Annotated in this window: 15 protein-coding genes; 11 read left to right on the top strand and 4 right to left on the bottom strand. The window is 73.3% G+C overall.

Annotation, left to right across the window (positions count from 1 at the left end):
- Positions 1-104: 104 nt before the first annotated feature.
- The 4 genes from pafA to FB388_RS14520 are packed head-to-tail and all read left to right on the top strand — an operon-like array spanning position 105 to position 3,665.
- A complete protein-coding gene (pafA, locus tag FB388_RS14535; RefSeq protein WP_142101224.1) occupies positions 105-1,466 on the top strand; it encodes a Pup--protein ligase in 1,362 nt (453 codons plus the stop codon).
- A gap of 57 nt (positions 1,467-1,523) precedes the next feature.
- Entirely contained in the window at positions 1,524-2,516 is a 993-nt protein-coding gene (locus tag FB388_RS14530; RefSeq protein ID WP_142101222.1) for a helix-turn-helix transcriptional regulator, read from the top strand.
- Positions 2,513-3,484: a helix-turn-helix transcriptional regulator gene (locus FB388_RS14525; protein WP_142101220.1), complete on the top strand. Its 972-nt coding sequence runs from the start codon at positions 2,513-2,515 to the stop codon at positions 3,482-3,484. The genes FB388_RS14530 and FB388_RS14525 overlap by 4 nt, the downstream gene beginning before the upstream one ends.
- Positions 3,477-3,665 (top strand): hypothetical protein, encoded by a 189-nt coding sequence (locus FB388_RS14520; RefSeq protein ID WP_142101218.1) that lies wholly within the window; start codon positions 3,477-3,479, stop codon positions 3,663-3,665. The genes FB388_RS14525 and FB388_RS14520 overlap by 8 nt, the downstream gene beginning before the upstream one ends.
- A gap of 27 nt (positions 3,666-3,692) precedes the next feature.
- Here the strand turns inward: FB388_RS14520 and FB388_RS14515 are convergent, their stop codons facing one another.
- On the bottom strand, positions 3,693-4,262 hold the full coding sequence (locus tag FB388_RS14515; RefSeq protein WP_142101216.1) for a hypothetical protein: 570 nt from the start codon (positions 4,260-4,262) through the stop codon (positions 3,693-3,695).
- Between the two features lie 221 nt (positions 4,263-4,483).
- On the opposite strand from FB388_RS14515, the gene tatA reads away from it, so the two are divergent.
- Both tatA and tatC read left to right on the top strand, forming a co-directional pair.
- Positions 4,484-4,783 (top strand): Sec-independent protein translocase subunit TatA, encoded by a 300-nt coding sequence (gene tatA / locus FB388_RS14510; RefSeq protein WP_142103111.1) that lies wholly within the window; start codon positions 4,484-4,486, stop codon positions 4,781-4,783.
- Between the two features lie 67 nt (positions 4,784-4,850).
- Positions 4,851-5,753, top strand: a complete 903-nt coding sequence (gene tatC / locus FB388_RS14505) for a twin-arginine translocase subunit TatC (protein ID WP_142103109.1) — start codon at positions 4,851-4,853, stop codon at positions 5,751-5,753.
- A gap of 7 nt (positions 5,754-5,760) precedes the next feature.
- Here the strand turns inward: tatC and FB388_RS14500 are convergent, their stop codons facing one another.
- A complete protein-coding gene (locus FB388_RS14500; protein WP_142101214.1) occupies positions 5,761-6,081 on the bottom strand; it encodes a DUF1330 domain-containing protein in 321 nt (106 codons plus the stop codon).
- 71 nt (positions 6,082-6,152) lie between these two features.
- Positions 6,153-6,713, bottom strand: coding sequence for a TetR/AcrR family transcriptional regulator (locus tag FB388_RS14495; protein ID WP_211361917.1), 561 nt, complete (start codon positions 6,711-6,713; stop codon positions 6,153-6,155).
- A 57-nt stretch (positions 6,714-6,770) separates the two neighbouring features.
- Here FB388_RS14495 and FB388_RS14490 point away from each other — a divergent pair, with 57 nt between their 5' ends.
- The 4 genes from FB388_RS14490 to FB388_RS14475 all read left to right on the top strand — a co-directional run bounded on the left by FB388_RS14490 (position 6,771) and on the right by FB388_RS14475 (position 13,263).
- Positions 6,771-7,724 (top strand): DsbA family oxidoreductase, encoded by a 954-nt coding sequence (locus FB388_RS14490; protein ID WP_142101212.1) that lies wholly within the window; start codon positions 6,771-6,773, stop codon positions 7,722-7,724.
- A gap of 40 nt (positions 7,725-7,764) precedes the next feature.
- Positions 7,765-10,539, top strand: coding sequence for a DEAD/DEAH box helicase (locus FB388_RS14485; RefSeq protein ID WP_142101209.1), 2,775 nt, complete (start codon positions 7,765-7,767; stop codon positions 10,537-10,539).
- Between the two features lie 88 nt (positions 10,540-10,627).
- Positions 10,628-12,040, top strand: a complete 1,413-nt coding sequence (locus FB388_RS14480) for a DUF4333 domain-containing protein (protein WP_142101206.1) — start codon at positions 10,628-10,630, stop codon at positions 12,038-12,040.
- Positions 12,041-12,042: 2 nt separating this feature from the next.
- Positions 12,043-13,263, top strand: a complete 1,221-nt coding sequence (locus FB388_RS14475) for a GNAT family N-acetyltransferase (RefSeq protein ID WP_142103105.1) — start codon at positions 12,043-12,045, stop codon at positions 13,261-13,263.
- A 4-nt stretch (positions 13,264-13,267) separates the two neighbouring features.
- Here the strand turns inward: FB388_RS14475 and FB388_RS14470 are convergent, their stop codons facing one another.
- Positions 13,268-14,443, bottom strand: coding sequence for an epoxide hydrolase family protein (locus FB388_RS14470; RefSeq protein WP_142101204.1), 1,176 nt, complete (start codon positions 14,441-14,443; stop codon positions 13,268-13,270).
- 62 nt (positions 14,444-14,505) lie between these two features.
- Between FB388_RS14470 and FB388_RS14465 the strand changes: the two genes are divergently transcribed.
- A complete protein-coding gene (locus tag FB388_RS14465) occupies positions 14,506-15,504 on the top strand; it encodes a helix-turn-helix transcriptional regulator (RefSeq protein ID WP_142101201.1) in 999 nt (332 codons plus the stop codon).
- Positions 15,505-15,512: the final 8 nt, after the last annotated feature.

Below are 15,512 nucleotides of genomic sequence, written 5' to 3'. Positions count from 1 at the left end.
ACACTACGCACATGGACCAGCGATGCCCTCCGGAGGAAGGACACGCCACGGCCAGTCGGTCACAGGCGTGACACGACCCGGCTCTCTCCGCTTACCCTTGCGTGATGCAGCGGCGGATCTACGGCGTCGAGACCGAGTTCGGGGTCACGTGCACCTTCCACGGGCAGCGACGCCTGTCGCCCGACGAGGTGGCACGCTACTTGTTCCGTCGGGTGGTGTCGTGGGGGCGCTCGTCGAACGTGTTCCTCCGCAACGGCGCGCGGCTCTACCTGGACGTCGGCAGCCATCCCGAGTACGCCACGGCCGAGTGCGACTCGCTCGCCCAGCTCGTCTCCCACGACAAGGCCGGTGAGCGGATCCTCGAGGACCTCCTCGTCGACGCCGAGCGCCGCCTGGTCGACGAGGGCATCGGTGGCGACATCTACCTGTTCAAGAACAACACCGACTCCGCGGGCAACTCCTACGGCTGCCACGAGAACTACCTGGTCGCCCGGGCCGGCGAGTTCTCCCGCATCGCCGACGTGCTGCTGCCGTTCCTCGTCACGCGGCAGCTGATCTGCGGTGCTGGGAAGGTGCTGCAGACCCCGCGGGGCGCCGTCTACTGCCTGTCCCAGCGGGCCGAGCACATCTGGGAGGGCGTCTCCAGCGCCACCACCCGCTCGCGGCCCATCATCAACACCCGCGACGAGCCGCACGCCGACGCCGAGCGCTACCGCCGGCTGCACGTCATCGTCGGCGACTCCAACATGTCCGAGGTCACGACCCTGCTGAAGGTCGGCTCGGCCACCCTCGTGCTGGAGATGATCGAGGCGGGGGTCCAGTTCCGCGACTTCACCCTCGACAACCCGATCCGCGCCATCCGCGAGATCAGCCACGACCTCACCGGCCGCCGCACCGTCCGGCTCGCGGGCGGGCGCGAGGCCAGCGCGCTGGACATCCAGCGCGAGTACCACAGCAAGGCCGTCGAGCACGTCCGCATGCGCGGCAGCGCCGACCCCACCATCCCGCGCGTGCTCGACCTGTGGGGGCGCGCCCTCGACGCCGTCGAGAGCCAGAACCTGTCGATGATCGACCGTGAGATCGACTGGGCCATCAAGCACCGGCTCGTCGAGCGGTACCGGGCCCGCAACGGCCTCGACCTCGCGAGCCCGCGGATCGCGCAGCTCGACCTCGCCTACCACGACATCCGCCGTGGGCGGGGGCTGTTCGACCTGCTGCAGCGCAAGGGCATGGTCGACCGGGTCACCGACGACGGCGAGATCGAGGCGGCCAAGGACACCCCGCCCCAGACCACGCGGGCCAAGCTGCGCGGCGACTTCATCGCCGCCGCCCAGGCCGCGGGGCGCGACTTCACCGTCGACTGGGTGCACCTCAAGCTCAACGACCAGGCACAGCGCACCGTGCTGTGCAAGGACCCGTTCCGGTCCGTCGACGAGCGGGTGGAGCGCCTGATCGCGTCCTTGTAGCCGCGCGTTTGCGCCGGTCGGCCGCGGCGGGCCCGGGCCCGGTCGTACGATGCCGTGGTGTCCTCTGCCCGGGCCGAGCGGCTGGTGAACCTGGTTCTCTGCCTGCTGTCCACCCGGCAGTTCCTCACGGCGGAGCGGATCCGCCAGATCGTGCCCGGGTACGCGGACGCCCGCGGTGACGAAGCGTTCTTCCGCATGTTCGAGCGCGACAAGGCCGAGCTGCGCGAACTCGGCGTACCGCTGGAGACCGGACGGCTCTCCACCTTCGACACCGTCGACGGCTACCGGATCGCCCGCCAGGACTACGAGCTCGGCGACATCGACCTCGAACCCGACGAGGCCGCGGCCGTCGCACTGGCGGCCCGGCTGTGGGACTCGCCCGACCTCGCGATGCCGGCCCACAGCGCGCTGGTCAAGCTGCGCGCCGCAGGCGTCGAGGTCGACGAGGAGCAGGGACGCGTGCAGCCGCGGGTCCGCTCCGCCGACCCGGCGTTCGCCGCGTTGCTCGCCGCGGTGCGCGCCGGTCGGGCCGTCACGTTCGACCACCAACGCGGTGGCGTCGGCGGCCCGGTCCAGCGGCGCACGGTCGAGCCGTGGGGCGTGGTGTCGTGGCGCGGGCGCTGGTACCTGTGCTGCTACGACCGCGACCGCGCCGCCCCCCGCTGCTTCCGGATCTCCCGGATCATGGAGCCGGTCACCCCGGTGGGGCCGGCCGGCGCGGTGCGGGTGCCCGAGGGCGTCGACCTGATGGGGATGGTCCGCGAGGGCGTCGATCCGCCGCCCGCCACCGAAACGGCGCGGATCTGGATCGCCGACGGCCGTGCCCACGGCCTGCGCCGCCTCGCCCGGGTCGTCGGCCGGCACACCCACGCCGGACGGCCCGGCGACGAGGTGGAGCTCGACCTGCGCAACGTCGAGACCCTCGCCCGGTGGGTGGCCGGCCACGGCCCGGACGTGGCGGTCCTCGGCCCGCAGCGCCTCGCCGACGCCGTGCGGGCGAACTGGGCGGCGTCCGTCGCGGCCCACACCGAGCCGCTGGCCCGGACATGAGTACGGGTGGCGTCACGGAGCGGCTGCCGCGGCTGCTCTCGCTGGTGCCCTACCTGCTGGCCCGCCCCGGTATCCCGGTCGCCGAGGCGGCGGCCGACTTCGGCATCTCCGAGAAGCAGCTGCGCCGCGACCTCGAGCTGCTCTGGATGTGCGGGCTGCCCGGCTACGGCCCCGGTGACCTCATCGACCTGTCCTTCTCCGGCGACACCGTCACCGTCACCCACGACGCCGGCATGCGCAGGCCCCTGCGGCTCACCACTGCCGAGGCCACGGCGCTGCTGATGGCGTTGCGCACGCTCGCGGACGTGCCGGGCGTGGCCGACACCGAGGCCGTGCGGCGGGCGGCGGCGAAGGTGGAGCGCGCGGTGGGTGACGCCGGGCTCGCGGGCGTGGCGATGGACGGGCCGACGCGCGAGGAGGCAGCCACCACCGCCACGGTGCGCGATGCGCTCGCGGTGGGGCGGGCCATGCGGATCGTCTACTACACGGCCGGGCGTGACGCGGTCTCGCAGCGCACGATCGACCCGATGCGGCTGCTCATCGTCGACGGCCGCGGCTACCTGGAGGCCTGGTGCCGGCGGGCCGAGGGGGTGCGGCTGTTCCGGCTGGACCGCGTCGAGGACGCCGCCGTGCTCGACGAGCCCGCCGCGCCACCGCCGGACGCGGAGCCGACGGACGTGTCGGAGGGCCTGTTCCGGCCGAGCGCCGAACACCGGTCCGCCGTGCTGCTGCTGGAGCGCGAGGCGCGCTGGGTGGCCGAGTACTACCCGGTCGACGACGTCGTGGAGCTGGGCGACGAGCGGGTGCAGGTCCAGCTGCGGTTCGCGGACCCGGCCTGGCTGGTCCGGCTCGTGCTGGGCCTCGGAGGCGGGGCACGGCTGGTGGAGCCACCGGAGCTGGTGGAGGCGGTGGCGAGGCGGGCACGTGAGGCGCTCGACGCGGTCGAGCGGGAGCGAGGGGATGGGTGACGTGCTGCTGGTGATGCTCACGGCCGGCGTGGGGATCGTGCTGCTCGTGGTGCTGCTGCTGCTCGTGCTGCCGCCCGTGCGGCGGTTCGCCCGCACGAACGCGGCGGTGCGCGCGAGCGTGGCGGAGCGGGTGTCGGTGCTGCGTGCCGTGGCGGGCGAGCGGCGAGGCGGATCGGCCTGAGTTCCGCCGCCCGCGTGCGGGCAGGCGCTACGCCTCCTCGGACTCGCCCGTCGTCGCGAACCAGGTGCCGTTCCCGCGGAGCGTGAGGCGGACGAAGGGGTACTTGGAGCTGATGCACCCCTTGACCGGAAGGCAGTTGTCGACGCGCGCCTTCTTGATGCTGGTGACCTCGGGCGCCGGCATGCGGCCGACCGAGTCCTCGATGACGTCGCCGAAGGATGCGAACGCGGACGCATCGGTGAACCTGTGCTCCCGGTTCTCCACACCGACGACGTTCGTCCCGTCCGTGCAGAACTGGGCGCTGTGGGTGAACTTGTAGAAGGTGTTGCCGATCAACGTCTTGGCGTGGTGCGTTCCGGTGGCCTCGAAGCACCGCTGGCCCGCCTGGTTCGGGGCCCGCTCCACCACGCTGACGCTCCTCGCGTCGCCGGGCTGGGCCGTGCCCGCCTGCGCGGCGAGGGCCACCTGTCCCTGCACGGCGCCGGTGCTGAAGATCGCGATGGACATCGCGACCGTGGCGGCGGCTCGGACCGCGCTCGTTCGTACGGTGCTCGCCTGCTGCCACAGCTTCTCGGGCCGTCCACCGGTGCGTGCCATTTCGCTCTCCGTTCTCGGGGCGCCGCTGTCGGGAGGACGGTGGCAGCGCACCTCCCCGGCGGTGAAGGAAGAGTTCTCCGGTGCGTCTCCGTGGGCTGAGCTACGAGAGCTGCAGCGATGTGGTCCGGGCGCGATCCGCGGGGCCATCACCCGGCTGCGAGCCGTGGCTCCGGGTCGGGAGGTAGGCTTCCTAACGAGCCCACGAAGGGAGATTGACCATGATGCCGGGTGGCTGGGAATGGCTCATCATCATCGGGGTCCTGGTACTCCTGTTCGGAGCGAAGCGCTTGCCGGACATGGCCAGGTCCATCGGCCAGTCCGCCCGTGTGTTCAAGGGCGAGATGAAGGGCATGAAGGAGGACGGGTCGAAGTCCGACGCCCCGGCCGACCAGCCCGCCACGCCGCCGCCGGCCACGGCCGAGCCGAAGGCGCTCCCCGAGAGCCAGGCCAAGCCTGTCGACAAGACCCCCGAGTCGTCGCGTGCCTCGCAGCCGGGCTCGGGTAGCACCTCGGCCCAGTAGTCCCAGCGCGGTGGCTCGAATCCCGTTCCGTCGGGCAGGCAGGCGGCCGAAGAACCCCGACGGCACGATGTCGCTCGTCGAGCACCTGTACGAGCTGCGCGGTCGCCTCACGGTGGCGCTCGTCGCCATCGTCATCACCACGATCTTCGGCTACATCTGGTTCGAGGTGGCGTTGTTCGGCCTGCCGAGCCTCGGCGAGGTGCTGAAGGCGCCCTACTGCTCCCTGCCCGAGTCGTCGCGGGCCGTCTTCACGGCCGACGGATCGTGCACGCTGCTCGGCATCGGCCCGTTCGACCAGTTCATGCTGCGGCTCAAGGTCGGCGCCACGGCGGGCGTCGTGCTCGCCTGCCCGGTCTGGCTCTACCAGATCTGGGCGTTCGTCGTCCCCGGGCTGTACGCGAAGGAGCGGCGCTACGCGCTGTCGTTCGTCGCGGTGGCGTCGGTGCTGTTCGTCGCCGGTGCCCTCCTCGCGTACGCCGTGATCACCCAGGGCCTGGCCTTCCTCCTCACCATCGGCTCGGAGATCCAGACCACGGCGCTGTCGGGCGACCAGTACTTCTCGTTCGTCATCGCACTGCTGCTGATCTTCGGGGTCAGCTTCGAGCTGCCCCTGTTCGTGGTCATGCTGAACATCGCGGGTGTGATCAGCTACGCCAACCTCAAGGCGTGGCGCCGCGGGCTGGTCTTCGGGCTCTTCGTGTTCGCCGCGATCGCCACGCCCGGCCAGGACCCGATCTCGATGATCTCCCTCGCGATCGCGCTCACGCTGCTGTTCGAGCTGGCGATCCAGATCACCCGCATGAACGACCGGCGCCGCGCCCGGCGGCGGGCCGCCGAGGGCTGGGACGACTGGGACCCCGACGCCCCGAGCCCGATCGACACCGCGCCCAGCGAGATCGACACGAGCCCCAGCCTGCTCGACCCCACACCCTCGGTCGGCGAGGCGAAGCGGCTCGACGACGTCACCTGACGGCTCGTCACGCCAGGACGTCGGTGGCGCGGTGGTCGGCGCCGACCCCGTCCACGAGGATCGCCGATCCCGTCGAGTTCTCCAGCCGCAGCGGGAGGATCTCCTGGTAGGCGGGCGAGGTGTACCAGGCATCGGCCTGCTCGCGGGTCGGGAACCCGATCACGATGAGGAACCCGGGGAACTCGCCCTCCAGCACGTCGGGCGTCGCCCCGTGCACCACGAACCGGCCCTCGAAGGGGGCCAACGTGGCATCGATCCGCTCCAGGTACTCGACGATCGCGGGCCCCGGCTCGACGGTCTGCATGTGGGCGACGGCGTAGGTGGTCATGTCTTCAGCCTCGCCCGCTGGATGAGGCTCATCGATTACCCCACAGGTAGTGCCCCGGCGCGGACGTGCGGTCACGGTGCTTTCGCCAGGAGCCGCCAGGTGGCCGTCGCGGTGTCGGCCGGCGAGGGTCGCTCGTCCGCTACGCAGTGGGCGATCACGCCGACGAGGGCACCCGCGAGGTAGGCCGTGTGGATGCCGAGGGGCAGACCGGCTGCCGAGGCGGGCACCGCTCCCGCCCGGAAACGCTCCAGGAGCGCGTCTTGCAGGGCTTCGCGCAGCCGGGCGGCGAACCGGGCACTGCCCTGGGGGCCGAGCATCCGCGCGTAGAGGGTCGCATGTGCCCCGACGTGCTCGAAGAGCTCCACGAGCGGCGGGGGCGGCGCGCCGGCGGGTGCGTCGAGCGGGCACAGCTGGGCGGCGCGCGCGACGGTGGCGACCGCCTCCTCCATCGCGTCGGCGAAGAGCGCGTCCAGGTCGGGGTAGTGCAGGTAGACCGTGGCCCGGTTGACGCCGGCCCGGCTCGCGACGGCCGAGAGGGTGAGGGTGGCCGGGTCGCGCTCGCCGGCCAGTTCGAGGGCGGCTCCGCGAAGGCTGGCCCGGGTGCGCCGGGCCCGTGGATCGTCCGGTGGCATGGCCGGCACTATACGACACATGTCGACTAAGCGATATCTGTCGTATAAGGTGGCGGCATGCGTGTCGAGATCTGGATGGACGTCGTCTGCCCGTGGGCCTACATCGGCAAGCGGCGGGTGGAACGTGCGGTCGCCGACTTCGACGGAGACGTCGAGGTCGTGTGGCGGCCGTACCGGATCGACCCGTCCGCGCCCGTGCCGGGGGAGCCGCTCGCCGAGGTGCTGCGGGACCCCGTCGCCGACGAGGCGCTGCGGGCCTGCGCACCCGGACTGGCGCCTGCCGAGAACCGGCTCCGCGTCGACCTGATCGCTGCGAAGGAGGGCCTCGGGCCACCGTGGGGTGCCGCGTGGCGGGCGAGCAGCCACGACGCGCACCGGCTGATCGCGCTGGCCGAGCCGGCCGGTGTCCAGGACGCGGTGGTGGAGGCCCTGCTGCGGGCCCACTTCGTCGACGCCGTGGACATCAGCGACCGCGAGGTGCTCGCCCGGGTCGTCGGCGACGTGTTCCCGGAAGGGGTGGCTCTCCTCGACGGCGACGCAGGCGAGGAGCGGGTGCGCGAGCTGCTCCTCGAGGGCCGGGCCCGGGGGATCCGGACCTCCCCGACGATCGTCGTCGGCGACCGGGCGCTCGCCGGTGCCCAGCCCCCGGAGGTGATCGCGGAGTTCCTCGCGGAGGGCGGTGAGCGCCGCTCGGTGCCGTCCGAGGTGGAGCGCTACCGGTGGGCCGAGTCGCTGCTCGACCAGCGCGACCCGCTCGGCGCGCTCGTGCTGCTCCGCCCACTGCTCTCCGAGCACGGGAGCGATCGCTCGGTGCGGTTGCTGGCCGCGCGCGCCTGGTACGCCTCCGCGCAGCTGGGACGGGCCCGCGCTGCACTGGAGGAGTTGGTGGCCGCGCACCCGGCCGACGCGTACGCCCACGTCCTGCTGGGCCGCACGCTGCAGCGCATGAGCCGGGGCGAGCAGGCGGGACCACACCTGCGCCTCGGCGCGGCGATGGCCGAGCCCCGATAACACCCCTGTGTGAGCAGGCGCTCCGGCCCGCGCGGCGGCCATGTGGAAACCTGGGATCGTGGCCAGCAGCCAGTCTGCTCCCGCGGATGCCTATGCCGCCGCGCGGAGCCGCGCCGCCCGACCCCGGCTCGCCGAGTTCGCGCAGACGCTCCCGTTCGAGCTCGACGGGTTCCAGCACACCGCCTGTGCCGCGTTGGAGGACGGACACGGCGTGCTCGTGTGCGCCCCGACCGGCGCCGGCAAGACGGTCGTGGGCGAGTTCGCCGTGCACCTCGCGCTCGCGCAGGGCCAGAAGTGCTTCTACACGACGCCGATCAAGGCGCTGTCCAACCAGAAGTACGCCGATCTGGTGGAGCGGCACGGGGCGGCGGCGGTCGGGCTGCTCACCGGCGACCAGGCGATCAACGGCGACGCGCAGGTGGTCGTGATGACCACCGAGGTGCTGCGCAACATGATCTACGCCGAGTCGCGGCAGCTGGAGCACCTCGGCTACGTGGTGATGGACGAGGTGCACTACCTCGCCGACCGCTTCCGCGGCGCGGTCTGGGAGGAGGTCATCCTCCAGCTGCCCGAGCACGTCTCGCTCGTGAGCCTGTCGGCCACCGTCAGCAACGCAGAGGAGTTCGGCGACTGGCTGGTCACGGTGCGCGGCGACACCACGGTCGTCGTCGACGAGCACCGGCCGGTGCCGCTGTGGCAGCACATGATGGTGGGCAACCGGCTGCTCGACCTGTTCGCAGGCGAGACCGCGGCTGGTGAGCTGAAGGTCGACCCCGACCTCGTCCGCCACACCCGGGAGCTGGACCGGCAGAGCGCGATGAGCCAGTGGGACCGAGGCGCCCGGGGCCGCGGGCGCACCGGCCCGCCGCGGCGCAACGGGTTCCGCCCGCCGTCGCGCACCACGGTGATCGACCGGCTCGACCGGGCCGGCCTGCTCCCCGCGATCACCTTCGTGTTCAGCCGCGCCGGGTGCGACGCCGCCGTCGGGCAGTGCGTGCGGTCGGGGCTGCGGCTCACCACGGAGGAGGAGGCCGGGGTGATCCGGCGCACGGTGGAGCGGCGCACCGCCGAGCTCCCCCAGGCCGACCTCGCCGTGCTGGGGTACTGGGAGTGGCGCGACGCCCTCGAGCGCGGCATCGCCGCCCACCACGCCGGGATGCTGCCGGCGTTCAAGGAGACGGTGGAGGAGCTGTTCGTCCGCGGGCTGGTCCGCGCGGTCTTCGCCACGGAGACCCTCGCACTGGGGATCAACATGCCCGCCCGCACGGTCGTGCTGGAGCGGCTGGTCAAGTACAACGGCGAGTCCCACGCCGAGCTCACGCCCGGCGAGTACACGCAGCTGACGGGCCGGGCCGGCCGCCGCGGCATCGACGTGGAGGGCCACGCCGTCGTCGTGTGGCAGCCGGGGGTCGACCCGGAGCAGGTCGCCGGGCTCGCCTCGACCCGCACCTACCCGCTGCGCAGCTCGTTCCGGCCCGGCTACAACATGGCCGTCAACCTGGTCGGCAGGCTCGGCACGGAGAACGCGCGGGAGCTCCTGGAGCTGTCGTTCGGGCAGTTCCAGGCCGACCGGTCGGTGGTGGGCCTCGCACGGCGGATCGAGCGCAACGCCGAGGCGCTCGAGGGGTACGCGAAGTCCCTGGAATGCCACCTCGGTGACTTCCGCGAGTACGCCGCGCTGCGCAGGCGCGTGGCGGATCGGGAGAAGGCACTGTCGCGGCAGGGGGTGGCTGAGCGGCGGGAGGCCGCCGCCGACTCGCTGCGCACCCTGCGCCCGGGCGACGTGATCGCGGTGCCCGGCGGGCGCCGTGCCGGGCTCGCGGTCGTGCTCGACCCGGGCATCGGCGCCGACGGCGACCCCCGCCCGCTCGTGCTCAACGAGGACCGCTGGGCGGGGCGGCTGTCCGCGGCCGACTTCCCGGCGCCCGTCGAGCCGCTCGGCCGGATGCGGCTACCGAAGCGGGTGGACCACCGCGCCCCGCGGGTCCGGCGCGACCTCGCCTCGTCGCTGCGCAACACGGGGATCGTCGCGCCGCCGACGCAGCGGCGGCGGTCGCGGGGTGGCGCCGTCGACGACCCCGAGCTGGCCACGCTCCGCCGCGCCCTGCGCGCCCACCCGTGCCACGGGTGCACCGACCGCGAGGCCCACGCCCGGTGGGCCGATCGGTACTCGCGCCTGGAGCGCGACACCGAGCAGCTGCGTCAGAAGGTGCGCGCCACCACCCACTCCCTGGCCCGCGCGTTCGACCGGATCCGGTCGCTGCTCGGCGAGCGCGGCTACCTCGACGGGGAGCAGATCACCGAGCACGGTGAGCGCCTGTCGCGGCTCTGGGGTGAGTCCGACCTGCTGACCGCCGAGTGCCTGCGGCACGGGGCGTGGGACGGCCTGGAACCGGCCGAGCTGGCGGCGGTCGTGTCCGCGCTGGTCTACGAGTCGCGCCGCGACCACGGACCGATGCCGCGGGTGCCCTCGGGGCCGGTCTCCGACGCGCTGGCCACCACCGTGCGCCTCTGGGCCGAGCTGGAGGCCGACGAGCGCAGGCACAAGGTCGAGCGCACCCGGGAGCCCGACCTGGGCTTCGCGTGGCCGATGCACCGCTGGGCCCGCGGGGAGTCGCTCACCGCCGTGCTCACCGCGGCGGAGCAGAACGGGGTGGAGCTCTCGGCGGGAGACTTCGTACGCTGGTGCCGGCAGGTCCTGGACCTGCTCGACCAGGTCGCCGCGGTGGCGGGGCGGGGCAGCGGGGTCGGCCGGGCCGCGGCTACGGCGATCTCGACGATCCGCCGCGGAGTGGTCGCGGTCGGTACCGGGTGAGCAGGGCGAAGGGCCGACCGGCTCTGTGCCCGCTCCGCGGGCTGTGCTTTGATCGCCCGACCGCACGTCTCCAGGGGGAAGGCCCGCGATGAGTACGCCACAGGGACCGCAGCCGCCACACGGCGCGCCGCAGCAGCCTGCCGAGCAGCCCGCGTGGGGCCAGCCGCAGCCGCAAGGCGGGTGGGGGGCCCCGCCGGCGGGGCAGCAGCGTCCCGGTGAGCAGCAGCGTCCCGGTGAGGAGACCCGCGCCGTCCCGCAGCAGGAGTGGAGCGCACCTGAGACGAGCGAGGTGCCCCAGCAGGAGGCAGCTGCGCCCGCCGACCAGTCCTCCACCAACCCCGGTTCGCAGCCCCCTGCATCGCAGCCCTCAGCAACGCAGCCCCCTGCCAAGCCCGCGGAGGGCGATGGCGGCGATGTCGACCTGTTCAAGTCCTCGAGCGACGCCGAGCAGGCACCCGAGAAGCAGGAGGCGGACGACGCGGGGCAGCAGGCCACCACCGTCGTCCCGACGCAGGCCACCCCGCAGGGTGAGCCTGCCCAGCAGCAACAGCAGGGCCAGCCGCAGGTGTGGGGGCCCGCGGACCAGACCCAGGCTGCGCCGCCGTACGCCTCGCCCGAACAGCACTACGGCGTACAGCAGTCCCAGCCGGGGCAGCCGCACCCGGGGCAGCAGCAGGGTACGGCGCAGTACACGCAGCCGCAGTCCGCGCAGCCGGGCCAGCCGCCCTCGCCGTACGCGCCTCCCGGCCAGCCGCCCTACGCAGCCCAGCAGGGCCCGTACGGCGCGGCCCAGCCGGGATACGGCCAGCAGCAGCCCTACGGGCAGCAGCCGTACGGCGCTGCGCAGAGCCAGGCGTACGGCCAGCAGCCGACGCAGCAGTTCGGTCAGCCGCAGTTCGGTCAGCAGGCCCAGCAAGGACAACCGACCCAGCAAGGACAGCAGAGTCAGCAGGGCCAGCAGGCCCAGTTCGGGCAGGGGCAGTACGGCCAGCCGGGGCAGCCGCCGTACGGGCAGGCTGCGTACGGCCAGCAGCAGGCGGGGCAGCAGTCGCCGTGGGCGGGCCAGCAGGGCGGCTGGGCCCAGCCGCCCGCCGCAGGTCAGCAGCCCACCCAGCAGTGGGGTGGCCGCCCCGACGGCCAGCAGCCGTGGGCGCCGGGGGCCCCGCAGGAGGCGCCGGGCGGAGGCGGGAAGAGCCGCTTGCCGATGATCATCGGTGCTGCGGCGGTTGTCGTGCTCGCGCTGGTCGGGGTGCTCGGGTTCGTCAGCCCCGGCTTCTTCAACACCCGGGTGCTCGACGCCAACGCCGTGCAGAGCGGGGTGCAGCAGGTCCTGAGCCAGGACTACGACCTCGAGGTGCAGACGGTCACCTGCCCCCAGGGGCAGGAGGTCGTGCCCGACGCCACCTTCGAGTGCACCGCCGTGGTCGACGGCGACCAGGTCACCGTTCCGATCAAGATCACGAGCGTGGACGGCAACTACGAGGTCGGGCGGCCGGCTTGACGGTGGCGCTCGCCGTCCGTCCGCTCAAAGCAGATGAGCTGCGCGCCGCGCTCACGCTGTTCGGCGCCGCCATCCACCGCCCTCCGGCGGACGACGCGGGTTGGGCCGCGTCAGCGCGTCTCTACAGCCCCGGCCGCACCTTCGGTGTGCACGCGGACGGCGCGCTCGTCGCCACCACCACCTCGTTCCCCAGTGAACTGGCGGTGCCGGGTGGGGCGGTGCTGCCGATGGCCGCGGTCACGCGGGTCGGGGTGCGCGCCGACCACACCCGGCGCGGCCTGCTGAGCGCGATGATGCGGGCCCAGCTGGACGACACGGCCGCCCGCGGCGAGCCGGTGGCGACGCTGAGGGCCAGTGAGGCGCGGATCTACGGCCGCTTCGGCTACGGGGTCGCCACCCGCGGCCGGTCGGTGCAGGTGCGCGCCGATGCGAGCCCCCTCCGCCCGGGCGCTCCACTCGGCGGGACGGTCCGGCTCGTGGCGCGGGACGAGATCGTGCCGGTCCTGCAGGAGGTCCACGCGCGGATCGCGCTGCGGCGGCCAGGGGGGATCACCCGCACCGAGGGTTGGTGGGCGATCGGAGTCGGCCGGCGCGTGCACGTGGAGCGCGAGCACGTGCTCGCCGCCGTGCACACCGGCCCGCAGGGTGACGACGGGTTCGCCATCGCCTACCCCGGCGACATCCCGGGCCTGCCCCGACGCTGCCTCGATGTGGCCGATCTGCACGCCGCTGACGTCGCCGCCACCGCCGCGCTGTGGCGGTTTTTGCTCGGAGTGGACCTGGTCGAGGCCGTGCAGGCCCGCCTGCGCCCGCTCGACGAGCCCCTCGAACTGCTGCTGGCCGACCCGCGGGCCTGCGCCGTGACCGGCAACGAGGACGAGACCTGGCTGCGGATCGTCGACGTCCCCGTCGCGTTCGCGGCCCGCAGCTACGGCGCCGCGGAACCGGTGCTGCTCGCCGTGCACGACGGCTTCCTGGAGGCGAACTCGGGCGTCTACCGGATCGCGGACGGGTCCGCGGAGCGGGTCGGCCCGCTCGGCGGACCGGTGCGGCCCGAGCTGGAATGCTCGGTGGACGCGCTCGCGATGGCCTACCTCGGCGACCGGCGCCCGTCGGAGCTCGTGGCGAGCGGCTGGTGGAGCGCACCGGAACCGGCCGCGGTGCCCCGGGCCGACGCGGCGTTCGCGACGCCCGGGGTGCCGTGGTGCGGCACGTACTTCTGACTCCTCAGGCGAGCTTCGCGAAGAAGGTCCTGATGTCGCCTGCGAGCAGGTCCGGCACCTCCATGGCCGGGAAGTGGCCGCCGCGGTCGAACTCCGACCAGTGCGCCACCGTTCCCGCAGGGTCGACCAGGCTCCGGATCGTGGTGTCGCCCGCGAAGACCGCGTAGCCGGTCGGCGGGCCCGCCGGCCAGTCCTGGCCGCCACCCGTCTGCTGGCCGGCGATCGCGCGGTAGGCCTGCATGCCCTCGTAGACGGCGTGGGCGGCGGACGCGCCGGCGCCGGTGAACCAGAAGATGCTGATGGTCGTCATCAGCTGGTCGAGGTCGACCGCGTCCTCGGGGAGGTCGTGAGCGGGGTCGGTCCAGTCGCGGAACTTCTCGGCGATCCACGCCAGCTGTGCCACCGGGGAGTCGTGCAGGCCGTAGCCGATCGTCTGCGGGCGGGTGGCCTGGATGTGCAGGTAGCCGAGGCCGTCCTGCTGGATGTGGTTGAACTGCTCCGCGCGGGCGCGGTCGGCGCCGTCGAGGCCGTCCAGCTCGATCGGTGGCCCGAAGGGGAAGGCGGCGGCGGTGCCGCTCACGTGGATGCCGATGACCCGCGCCGGGTCGATCATGCCCAGCAGGAGGGCGAGGCCGGACCCGGCGTCGGTGCCGTGCACGGCGTAGCGCTCGTACCCGAGCCTGGTCATGAGCTCCGACCAGGCCTGGGCCACGCGGAACAGGTTGCCCCACCCGGTCTCACGCATCGGCGTGGAGAAGCCGTACCCGGGCAGCGACGGGATCACCACGTGGAAGGCCTGCGCCGGGTCGCCGCCGTGGGCGCGCGGGTCGGTGAGCGGGCCGATGACCCGGAGGAACTCGACCGGCGAGCTGGGCCACCCGTGGGTGAGGACGAGCGGGCGCGCGTCGGGTTCGGGGGAGCGGACGTGCAGGAAGTGGATGCGCTGGCCGTCGATCTCGGTGGTGAACTGCGGGATCTCGTTGAGCTGCGCCTCCTGGGCACGCCAGTCGAACCCGTCGCGCCAGTAGGCCGCGAGCTTGCGCACCTGGTCGAGTTGGATCCCGCGCTCCGGGCCGACACCGGCGATCTCGTGGGGCCAGCGGGTGCGGGCGAGCCGGTCGTGCAGGTCGTCGAGGTCGGCCTGCGGGATGTCGACGCGGAAGGGCTTGATCTCGGTCATGGGGTGAACACTAGGAAGGCTTGCGGCACGTTCCTTTCCTCATTTGCCCGGATACTGAAGAGATGTTGCCGACCTCCGCCCGGCTGCTCCGGCTGCTCGGGCTCCTGCAGACCCAGCGCGACTGGTCCGGCCCGCAGCTGGCCGCGCGACTCGAGGTGAGCGCCCGCACCGTGCGCAACGACGTCGAGAAGCTGCGGGCGCTCGGTTATCCGGTGCACTCCACGACGGGGGTGGCGGGCGGCTACCGGCTCGGGTCCGGTGCGGCCCTGCCACCGCTGCTGCTCGACGACGACGAGGCGGTCGCCGTCGCGGTCGGGCTGCGCTCCGCCGCGGGCGGCACGGTCGCAGGCATCGAGGAGACCTCGGTGCGGGCACTGGCGAAGCTGGAGCAGGTGCTCCCGTCCCGGCTGCGGCACCGGGTGGCGGCGCTCGCCGGCGCGGTGGTGGCGCTACCCGGCACCGGCCCGGCCGTGGACGCAGGCGTCCTCACCGCGATCGCGGGCGCGATCCGCGCGCACGAACGGCTCCGGTTCGACTACGCCGACCACGAAGGGGCCGCGACCCGCCGGGACACCGAACCGCACCGGCTCGTGCACACCGGCAGGCGCTGGTACCTCGTGGCGTGGGACGTCACGCGCGACGACTGGCGCACGTTCCGGGTGGACCGGATCACGCCGAAGATCCCGACGGGCCCGCGGTTCGTGCCGCGGGACCCACCGGACCCCGACATCGGCGGATACGTCTCCCGCCGCACCGCCCAGGCCCTGTGGCGCCACCACGCCCGGGTGCGCCTGCACGCGCCGATCGCCGCCGTGCAGGACCGGTTGACGCCGGCGATCGGCACGTGCGAGCCCATCGACGACGAGCACTGCCTGTTCACCACGGGTGCGGACACCCTGCCGATGCTCGCGCTCTACCTCGGCATGCTCGACGTCGACTTCGACGTGCTGGACCCGCCGGAGCTACGCGCCGCGCTGGCAGACCTGGGCGCCCGCTACACCCGGGCCGCCACCCCGCCCGAACGTCAGCAAGGTGGCCATACGGACGTGGCAGGGCAGTGAGGCCACCT

The organism is Pseudonocardia cypriaca, from assembly GCF_006717045.1.
Classification (GTDB): Bacteria; Actinomycetota; Actinomycetes; order Mycobacteriales; family Pseudonocardiaceae; genus Pseudonocardia; species Pseudonocardia cypriaca.
The sequence above is the reverse complement of the archived record's forward strand: the minus strand, read 5'-3'. Positions and strand labels throughout refer to the sequence as shown.

Bases quoted from the DNA above. Each gene is read 5' to 3' on its own strand.
- pafA (WP_142101224.1), top strand. From the start codon at position 105: ATGCAGCGGCGGATCTACGGCGTCGAGACCGAGTTCGGGGTCACGTGC.
- FB388_RS14525 (WP_142101220.1), top strand. From the start codon at position 2,513: ATGAGTACGGGTGGCGTCACGGAGCGGCTGCCGCGGCTGCTCTCGCTG.
- FB388_RS14520 (WP_142101218.1), top strand. From the start codon at position 3,477: ATGGGTGACGTGCTGCTGGTGATGCTCACGGCCGGCGTGGGGATCGTG.
- FB388_RS14515 (WP_142101216.1), bottom strand. From the start codon at position 4,262: ATGGCACGCACCGGTGGACGGCCCGAGAAGCTGTGGCAGCAGGCGAGC.
- tatA (WP_142103111.1), top strand. From the start codon at position 4,484: ATGCCGGGTGGCTGGGAATGGCTCATCATCATCGGGGTCCTGGTACTC.
- tatC (WP_142103109.1), top strand. From the start codon at position 4,851: ATGTCGCTCGTCGAGCACCTGTACGAGCTGCGCGGTCGCCTCACGGTG.
- FB388_RS14500 (WP_142101214.1), bottom strand. From the start codon at position 6,081: ATGACCACCTACGCCGTCGCCCACATGCAGACCGTCGAGCCGGGGCCC.
- FB388_RS14495 (WP_211361917.1), bottom strand. From the start codon at position 6,713: ATGCCACCGGACGATCCACGGGCCCGGCGCACCCGGGCCAGCCTTCGC.
- FB388_RS14490 (WP_142101212.1), top strand. From the start codon at position 6,771: ATGCGTGTCGAGATCTGGATGGACGTCGTCTGCCCGTGGGCCTACATC.
- FB388_RS14485 (WP_142101209.1), top strand. From the start codon at position 7,765: ATGTGGAAACCTGGGATCGTGGCCAGCAGCCAGTCTGCTCCCGCGGAT.
- FB388_RS14480 (WP_142101206.1), top strand. From the start codon at position 10,628: ATGAGTACGCCACAGGGACCGCAGCCGCCACACGGCGCGCCGCAGCAG.
- FB388_RS14470 (WP_142101204.1), bottom strand. From the start codon at position 14,443: ATGACCGAGATCAAGCCCTTCCGCGTCGACATCCCGCAGGCCGACCTC.
- FB388_RS14465 (WP_142101201.1), top strand. From the start codon at position 14,506: ATGTTGCCGACCTCCGCCCGGCTGCTCCGGCTGCTCGGGCTCCTGCAG.